The organism is Pseudoalteromonas sp. SaAl2 (genome assembly GCF_052947895.1).
Genome location: NZ_CM129605.1, coordinates 2,254,561 through 2,263,332 on the forward strand (window position 1 = coordinate 2,254,561; position 8,772 = coordinate 2,263,332).

Consider the following 8,772-nt stretch of genomic DNA (forward strand, 5'->3'; position numbering starts at 1 on the left):
AATTACATAAACTAATAGTTAATTAAAATTTCCTGCAAGCTTTATTCCAGTTACAAACTATAAACCAGTTAGGTTGTAATATCTATTGCAACGTATTGAAACATAATCGCTTAAACTTCATCAGCAGAAAGAATTTGCTATTGTTACGGTTAAGTTTATACGCTTTTAGTTACGTTGCGGCAATTATTTGGCAGTTTAAAAATAAAAAGCGGCAAATATGCCGCTTTAAAAGATGTGACTAAAGGTAGTTTTCTACTAGCTCTTCAGCAATTTGTACGCTGTTAGTTGCTGCACCCTTACGAGTATTGTCACTAACAACCCACATATTAAGTCCATGTGGGTGAGAAATATCTTGGCGCAAGCGCCCGACATAAACTGTATCGTTACCACTTGCATCAGAAACAGCTGTTGGATAATCCCCTTCATCTTCAATAAGCTCAAGCCCTGGTGCATCATTTAGTAGTTGCTTAACATGCTCAAAATCATAAGGCATGCGCGTTTCAATGCTAATCGCTTCTGAGTGACCAAAAAATACAGGCACTCTCACACAGGTTGGGTTTACGGCTACTGTAGTATCGCCAAGAATTTTATGGGTTTCATTTACCATTTTCATCTCTTCGCGGGTGTAGCCATTTTCTTCAAAAGTATCAATCTGCGGGATAACATTGAATGCAATTTGCTTAGGGAATATTTCATTCTCCATTGGACGTGCATTCATTAAATTTGCGGTTTGTTTGGCAAGCTCATCAACGGCTTCTTTACCTGCACCAGATACAGCTTGATAAGTTGACACATTGATACGATCGATACCATACGCATCATAAATTGGCTTCAAAGCGACCATCATTTGAATGGTTGAACAATTAGGATTCGCAATGATATTGCGGTTTCTAAAATCAGCTAAACTTGCTGCATTTACTTCAGGCACCACTAAAGGTACTTCAAAGTCATTTCTAAAGTGAGAAGTGTTGTCGATAACAACACAACCCGCATCTGCTGCAATTGGTGCGTACTTTTCAGACACGCTGCCGCCAGCCGAAAACAAACCTATGTGGGCTTGGCTAAAGTCAAACCCTTCAACATCTTGTACTTCAATGTTTTCGCCACGAAACTTAATATCTTCGCCAGCGCTGCGGCTACTTGCTAATAAAAATAATTGATCAACAGGAAACTTACGGTCTTCTAAAGTTTCGATGATTTGACGACCAACTAGGCCAGTAGCACCGAGTACAGCAACATTGTATTTTTGTGACATGTTTATTCCTCTATTAATAATCGCCAATGTGGCCATTATTTAAAATGTTAAAACCGAGCTCCCGCAGTATGGGCGCATAGTCCCCAGCACCTGTTATACTTACGGTGCTAAATTCTCGTCTAATGGGGTAGTTTTTTCTTAAGCTATCAAACCCTTGCAACGCTAGATGACGACGTAAAATACCATCGTCACGGCGCACGTCATAAACTAGGTGTATCAGTTGACCAAGATCTGCAAGAGTAAATGTGTCTTGCAATGAAACATCTGTAACACTCGGCTTAGGTAAAAAATCAGCCAAAGACTTATCAGCTTTTAGCCCCTCTATATTACACAGTGCTTGATACAGCATTTGTGTACCGCGCGCTTTACCTTCTAACGTGTGCCCTGCTATGTGAACACTGGCAAAGCGCACGTAATCAAGTAGCTCGGTTAAAATAGTGGGTTCGTTTTCCCACACATCTAACACTAAATCGAGTGCAGCGCCACCTTGCATTAGTTCAAGTAAAGCGTGGTTGTCAATGACATCTCCACGACTGGCATTGATCAAAGTCACACCATTTTTTAAAGCAGCTAATCGTGCTTTGTTCATTAAGTGTAAGGTACTGTGTTTACCTGTTTTTACTAAAGGTACATGAAAAGTCACAATATCAGATTGTGTAAGGAGTGTGTCCAGATCGCAATGCTCTGCCAGTAAACCTGCTTCATGCTTAGGCGGGTCGCAAACAAGTACGTTTACATCTAAAGCCGAAAGTTTCTCTCGTAGGCAACTACCAATACTGCCAACTCCCACAATACCAATAGTCTTGCCTTCAATACTGCTGGCATTTTCTTGTGCTAGCGCGAACAGGCTGCTCATCACATACTCTGCAACCGCAACGGCATTACAACCCGGTGCACTGGTGAAGGCTATTCCTCGTTGAGTGAGTAAATCAGTGTCAATATGATCCACCCCGATGGTAGCAGTCCCGACAAATTTAAGCTTATTTGCTTTGCTTAAAAGCGCCTCGTTTACTTGCGTAACTGAGCGGGTAAGTAACACATCGGCATCCACTAATTGATCGCTTTGCAATGCACGGCCATCAAAACGCTCCACTCGCCCTAAATCTGCGAAGTATTGTTCAACTAAGGGCATATTTTGATCTGCAAGTATCTTCATTAACGGACTCGTTTACTCAAAGGAGCGGTATTGTAACTAACAACCCCCTACTAGCACAAACGAAAAAGCCGAGCATTTTTGCTCGGCTTTTATATTTTCAAGCTTTTAATTAGCCTTTATATTTGCTCATAACAAGTGTGGCATTAGTGCCACCAAAACCAAAGCTATTAGACATAACAGTGTTTAACTCAACGTCTTTGCGTTCAGTCACAATATTTAAGCCTGCTGCTTGCTCGTCTAATTCATCAATATTGATTGATGGAGCAACAAAGCCATGCTCAAGCATTAGTAATGAGAAAATAGCTTCATGCACACCTGCTGCACCAAGTGCATGCCCTGTCATTGCTTTGGTTGCACTGATCATCGGTGAATTACCACCAAATACTTCTTGAATTGCACCAAGCTCTTTAACATCACCCACAGGTGTCGATGTACCATGGGTATTCAAATAGTCGATGCCACCATCAAGGTCTTGCATCGCTTGGCGCATACAACGTACTGCACCTTCACCTGATGGTGCGACCATGTCGTAGCCGTCAGATGTTGCGCCATAGCCAGTAATTTCAGCATAAATGTGCGCACCACGAGCAAGGGCATGCTCAAGTTCTTCAACAACAACGATACCGCCGCCGCCAGAAATAACAAAACCATCGCGGTTTGCATCATATGTACGTGATGCTTGCTCTGGTGTTTCGTTGTATTTTGTAGAAAGCGCGCCCATTGCGTCAAATTCCATCGCAAGGGTCCAGTGCAACTCTTCACCACCACCGGCAAAAATTACATCTTGTTTGCCAAGTTGGATTTGCTCAACAGCATGACCAATACAATGCGCCGATGTTGCACACGCAGAACTAATTGAATAGTTCACACCTTTGATTTTAAATGGTGTTGCCAAACACGCTGATGTGGTGCTCGCCATAGTACGTGGTACCATATAAGGGCCTACACGTTTTACGCCTTTTTCACGTAAAATGTCTGCGGCTTCAACTTGCCATTTTGATGAACCGCCACCTGAGCCAACTAATAGTCCTGTGCGTTCATTTGAAACTTGTTCTTCATTTAAGCCAGCATCTTCAATCGCTTGTTGCATTGAAATGTAAGAATAGGCAGCTGCATCACCCATAAAGCGCATTGCTTTACGGTCAACAAACTCTTTTACGTCAATATCAATTTGACCCGATACGTTACTTCGTAACTTGTAATCGGCAAATTCTTGGTTAAAAGCAATGCCGCTTTTACCTGTTTTTAACGATTCTAAAACTTCTTCTTTGTTGTTGCCGATGCTTGATACAACACCGATGCCCGTAATAACGGCTCTTCTCATGGGTAATTACCTTAGCTTGATACTAAATTGTGATCTATTTTACGCTGAATTTTATAACTAAGTGGTCAGCTTTCTAGCGTACACATGTACTCTGAACGTATAGCTTATAAATAACGCCAGACTATTTCAAAGAAAACACGTAAAATAATGAAAAAAAAGTACTCTTTAATTAATTGCATGCCATGATCAAAAACGCTGATATTCACTTTAATCACCTAGGCACTCCCGTTGCAGATAACTTCGACGACGTGTATTTCTCTAACGACGACGGTCTAGCAGAGTCCAATTACGTATTCTATCAACAAAATGATATTCCCAGACGATTACAAAATCATGACCAAGCACATTTTGTTATTGGCGAAACAGGCTTTGGTACTGGACTTAACTTTCTTAATTCGTGGCTGCAATTTAAAAATCACTTAGCTAATAGGCAGCATGACGAGAATAAAGTTCAAAAGCAACAAAACGTTAACCGCTTACATTTTATTTCTTTTGAAAAATACCCAATGAAAAAAAACGATTTGGCAAAAGCATTACAAGCTTGGCCCGAATTGGCATCATTGAGTGAACAACTTGTTGCGAACCACCCGATAAACTTAGCTGGCTGCCACCGTCTTGAGTTTGAAAACGGCCAAATAGTGCTCGACTTACATTTTGGTGATGTGCAAGACGCAATTAACAACATGAGTTATTCACCATCGGGAGTTATCGATGCATGGTATCTAGACGGTTTCGCCCCAGCAAAAATCCCGAAATGTGGCAGCAAAGTTTATTTAATTTGATGATTGATATCTCTCGTAACAGTGCAACATTAGCTACCTTTACGGCAGCAGGTTTTGTACGAAGAGGATTAATAGCAGCAGGCTTTGAAATACAAAAAGCCAAAGGCTTTGGCCGCAAACGAGAAATGCTAACGGGCAAGTTAGTACAAGCAAATGCCGCGCATTCCGCCCCGCCCTACTTTGCTAACCAAGCAAGTGAATTAAACAATGTTGCGGTGATAGGCGGTGGCATTGCCAGCAGTGCAGTGCTTTATAGCTTGGCCAAACGCGGTATTCATAGCCAGCTATTTTGCCAAGACAGTCAACTTGCGATGGGTGCCTCTCATAATGTGCAAGGTGCTGTTTATCCTCACCTTCAGGCAAAAAACTCACCTCACAGCGAATTTTTTGCCCATAGCTTTTTATATGCAAAACGTTTGTATCAGCAATTAACTACTAATGGCTTTAGCTATGACCATCAATGGTGTGGAGTGCTGCAACACGCTGTTAAGCAACCTTTAGCAGAGCGCCATCAAAATATTGAAACCAAACAACTTTGGCCAAATGCGTTAATGCACAGTGTTACCCCAGAGCAGGCAAATGAAATAGCGGGGATTGAGTCTGGTTACGCTGGAGTGTATTTTCCCTTAGCTGGTTGGGTTAATCCGCCGCAACTAGTTAGTGCTCTTTTTGAGCAAGCATGTGCGCTGTCAGACATACAAAGTCACTTTAACTGTGACATTGATACACTTGAAAAAACAGCCAATGGTTGGATACTCAAAAGTGAGCATAAACAATTCGGCCCATTTAGTGATGTTATTATTTGCGCTGGCGAGCACAGTGACCGTTTTACACAAACGAAAGCACTGCCCATTGTAGGTGTGCGAGGTCAGGTATCCCATGTACAAGCGAGCGAGGCGTCTAAAAAACTTAAAACAGTACTGTGTCATAAAGGGTATTTTACCCCTGCCTATCAAGGTAAACATTGTATGGGTGCCACTTTTGAAAAAAACTCAAAAAGTCGCGAAGTTACCGAGCAGGACAACATTACAAATCGTGAGCAACTGCTTAATTTTTATGGGCAATGTGATTTTGCAACCAGCTTAGGTGCTATCGATTCAGCTAAGGCTGCTGTAAGATGCAGTTTTATTGATCACCTACCAATGGCCGGTGAGTGGGTAGAGCAAACAGATTACGTGAGTGCATTTGCCAATCTACGCTTAGGTAAACGCTACCAGTATCTGCCTCTGCAAAAGCCCCAACAAGGCTTGCACATACTAACAGGGTTTGGCGCACGAGGGTTTTGCAGCGCCCCCTTGGCTGCTGAGCATTTAATTGCAAATTTGAATAACGAGCCAAGCCCGCTCAGTGAGCGGGTTAGCCAAGCTATTCATCCTGCACGCTTTATAGTGCGTGATTTAATCCGTAATAAAATTTAATCAAAACTAACATTTAGCTTTAAAAGGAAAGAGTGTGAACAAAATAATAACGACCATGCTCGTCGCATTTGTGTTTACTGCATTTACCAGCGTAGCTGATTTAGACGCAGTACCTCTGCCCGATGACTTTAAGCCTACGCTACAAGTTACTGATGAGTACCCGCTTGTACAAACCGGTTATTCTGCGCAATCTGTAGCTGATATTGCTGCATTTTATATTTCAGAACTAGGTAAACCACAATTAACCCGCGGTGATAACTCACGTATGACACTATTTTACGCGGTAGGAAATGAAAATATCCGCATCAGCCTATACACAAATGACTATAAAACCGAGATCGCAATAATGCTTGCAAAGTAATCGCTAGTTGTCCTAAATCACTGTGAATACGTATGCATATAACAAAAGGTTGAGCTGACTTTAAAACAACCGTAGTTTGTAATTAACACAATTATAACAATGCGGTTTTTTATGCGCTATTTACCTTTAACTCTAGTGCTCTTGATTAGCTTTTTTAGCTATGGCGAGCCTATTAAATTACAAAGTTACTCAAAGGATACATCCCTCCCCCACAAGCTACTCATTGCAGCTTTAAACAATGCCAACTTAGATTACAGTCATCCATATGAAAGTGATAAAGACATTTCAAATGCGCGCATTTTAAACGATGTAAAGATAGGCCAGCTTGATGTAATGTGGAGCATGACATCACAGTCCCTTGAGCAAAACTACCAAGCGATATACATTCCGCTGTTTAGAGGTTTGTTAGGGATGCGCTTAGCAATCGTAACCCAACAAAATGCTGAGTTGTTTAAGCATGTCAATAATATTGCTGACTTAAAAAAGTTTCGTGCTGGTCAAGGTAAAACATGGCCTGATACAACCATTTTAAAAGAAAACGGCTTGAATGTAGTCACCACACTAAAGTACCCAAATCTGTTCCCTATGCTTGAAGGTGGCCGTTTCGATTACTTCCCTCGTGGTGTAAATGAGCCTTGGGATGAAATAGTCAATCACCGAGATCTAAATCTAACGGTAGATCCATATGTACTATTAAAATACACCGCACCGCTGTATTTTTTTGTTGCCAAAGAAAACACGCAACTAGCACAAAAGCTGACGCAATCATTGAATGATATGGTCAAAGATGGCAGCTTTAACAGCATGTTTTTTAGCGACAGCCAAGTACAAATGGTATTGCAAAAAGCACTTTTAAAACAACGTATTATTATCCCTCTTAGCAACCCAGATTTAAGTTCAATGACCCCTTTATCTCGCTCAGAGCTTTGGTTCGACCCACTTAATGAGAGTACAACAACACAATGAAGTCATTACAATACAAAATAACTATCGCACTGAGCATTTGTCTCGTTATCATATTTGGCTTTGTGGTTAGCGTTAACTATTACTTATTAAAAAATAGTGAAACGCAGCAGTGGCAAGAAAATATCACGGCACTGGATCAACAATTAACCGTCATTTTGGCTGAGCCTGTTTTTTCATACGATAAGCCACTGATTGCACAAATAATTAATGCTTTTGCTAAAAACCACAATATTCAGCATATCGAAGTAGTTGATCATCGTAATAAACGTTTAGGCAACGTAGGCCAACAAAGTAATACAAAAAACGTAATCGCTCATCAGTTACCCTTGTCTGTTTCAGATCAAGCTATCGGCACTATAAATATAAAATACAGCCAAGATGCACTCAATCAAGGTATATTCAAAGCGGTTAAAACTATGGTGATCACTTTGGCTATTTCGTTTTTACTGCTCGGTGTAACAATCATTTACGTGTGTCGCTTTATCATAATTAAACCTATTGTTGGTGTGAACCAACTTGTTGATGAGCTGGTACGCGGCGGTGGCGATTTAACCCAACGGATTAACTATCAATCGAGTGATGAAATTGGTTATTTAGTAGCAGGGTTTAATCGCTTTATTAACGAAGTCCAACAAATTATTGCCAGTCTTGGTACAACGGCCACTGAATTAGAAATCATCGCGGGCGCTGTGAACGAAGCCACTATGAGATCTAAATACGAAGCTGAGCAAGAATATGCACTTACTGATGCTGCAACATCATCCTTGAGTCAACTCAGTGAAGCCACAAAAGAAATTGCATTTGGCGCAACTCAAACCGCAGATCAAACTACAAAAGTGCAAAACTTGTGTCAAGATGGCCAATTAAGCATGAGTAATAACAGTACCTTAATCCATGATCTTGAAAATCAACTCGATCATACTTCAAGCGTGGTGGAGCAACTCGACAGTCGCAGCAGTGAAATAAGCCAAGTACTCGATGTAATAAAAAGTATTGCCGAGCAGACCAATTTACTTGCCCTCAATGCCGCTATCGAGGCTGCAAGAGCAGGTGAGTCAGGTCGAGGCTTTGCCGTGGTTGCTGATGAAGTACGTGCACTGGCGAGTAAAACTTATCATTCAACCTCTGAAATTGAGAGTATTATTGATGCACTGCAAACAAACGCCAGTGAATGTGTAGCCGCCTCACAAAAAAGCAAACACGTTAGTAGCCAAGTGATCAATGCTAATGAACAAAGCCAACATGTGTTTCATAATATTGCAGAACAAGTCGACGAAATAAACCTCATGAATGAGCGTATTGCTGCAAGCTCAGAACAACAAACCTTGACCACACAAGGAATTTTAACCACGATGGAACAAATTAACCACGGTGCAAAATCATTAGCACAAGAAGCCGAACATCTTGACGAGACCATAAAGCAACTAAATGATCTTGAAAAAGGCATTGTACAAAAATTAGGGTTATTTAAATATTAAACGTTAGCGGCCAGCCTGTTAGGCTGGCCAAC

At 41.2% G+C, this 8,772-nt stretch carries 6 protein-coding genes and 1 pseudogene; 4 read left to right on the forward strand and 3 right to left on the reverse strand.

Annotated elements, in window-relative coordinates; all coding sequences use genetic code 11:
• Positions 1–238: 238 nt before the first annotated feature.
• From ACU8V8_RS10795 to fabB, 3 genes are all read right to left on the reverse strand, one after another.
• On the reverse strand, positions 239–1,255 hold the full coding sequence (locus tag ACU8V8_RS10795; RefSeq protein WP_446887476.1) for an aspartate-semialdehyde dehydrogenase: 1,017 nt from the start codon (positions 1,253–1,255) through the stop codon (positions 239–241).
• A gap of 13 nt (positions 1,256–1,268) precedes the next feature.
• Positions 1,269–2,411 carry a 4-phosphoerythronate dehydrogenase gene (locus ACU8V8_RS10800; RefSeq protein WP_446887477.1) on the reverse strand — a complete coding sequence of 381 codons (1,143 nt, stop codon included), beginning with the start codon at positions 2,409–2,411 and terminating at the stop codon, positions 1,269–1,271.
• A gap of 109 nt (positions 2,412–2,520) precedes the next feature.
• Positions 2,521–3,735 (reverse strand): beta-ketoacyl-ACP synthase I, encoded by a 1,215-nt coding sequence (fabB, locus tag ACU8V8_RS10805; RefSeq protein ID WP_446887478.1) that lies wholly within the window; start codon positions 3,733–3,735, stop codon positions 2,521–2,523.
• Between the two features lie 182 nt (positions 3,736–3,917).
• Here fabB and mnmC point away from each other — a divergent pair.
• From mnmC to ACU8V8_RS10825, 4 genes and pseudogenes are all read left to right on the forward strand, one after another.
• A pseudogene (mnmC, locus tag ACU8V8_RS10810) lies at positions 3,918–5,935 on the forward strand (bifunctional tRNA (5-methylaminomethyl-2-thiouridine)(34)-methyltransferase MnmD/FAD-dependent 5-carboxymethylaminomethyl-2-thiouridine(34) oxidoreductase MnmC).
• Positions 5,936–5,969: 34 nt separating this feature from the next.
• Positions 5,970–6,296, forward strand: a complete 327-nt coding sequence (locus ACU8V8_RS10815; RefSeq protein ID WP_446887479.1) for a hypothetical protein — start codon at positions 5,970–5,972, stop codon at positions 6,294–6,296.
• Between the two features lie 111 nt (positions 6,297–6,407).
• Entirely contained in the window at positions 6,408–7,262 is an 855-nt protein-coding gene (locus ACU8V8_RS10820) for a hypothetical protein (RefSeq protein ID WP_446887480.1), read from the forward strand.
• The gene (locus tag ACU8V8_RS10825) at positions 7,259–8,740 is read left to right on the forward strand and encodes a methyl-accepting chemotaxis protein (RefSeq protein ID WP_446887481.1); all 1,482 of its coding nucleotides are present in this window, start codon (positions 7,259–7,261) and stop codon (positions 8,738–8,740) included. The genes ACU8V8_RS10820 and ACU8V8_RS10825 overlap by 4 nt, the downstream gene beginning before the upstream one ends.
• Positions 8,741–8,772 lie beyond the last annotated feature (32 nt).

Excerpts from the sequence above, each read along its gene's own strand:
- ACU8V8_RS10795 (WP_446887476.1), bottom strand. The coding sequence starts at position 1,255 with ATGTCACAAAAATACAATGTTGCTGTACTCGGTGCTACTGGCCTAGTT.
- ACU8V8_RS10800 (WP_446887477.1), bottom strand. The coding sequence starts at position 2,411 with ATGAAGATACTTGCAGATCAAAATATGCCCTTAGTTGAACAATACTTC.
- fabB (WP_446887478.1), bottom strand. The coding sequence starts at position 3,735 with ATGAGAAGAGCCGTTATTACGGGCATCGGTGTTGTATCAAGCATCGGC.
- ACU8V8_RS10820 (WP_446887480.1), top strand. The coding sequence starts at position 6,408 with ATGCGCTATTTACCTTTAACTCTAGTGCTCTTGATTAGCTTTTTTAGC.
- ACU8V8_RS10825 (WP_446887481.1), top strand. The coding sequence starts at position 7,259 with ATGAAGTCATTACAATACAAAATAACTATCGCACTGAGCATTTGTCTC.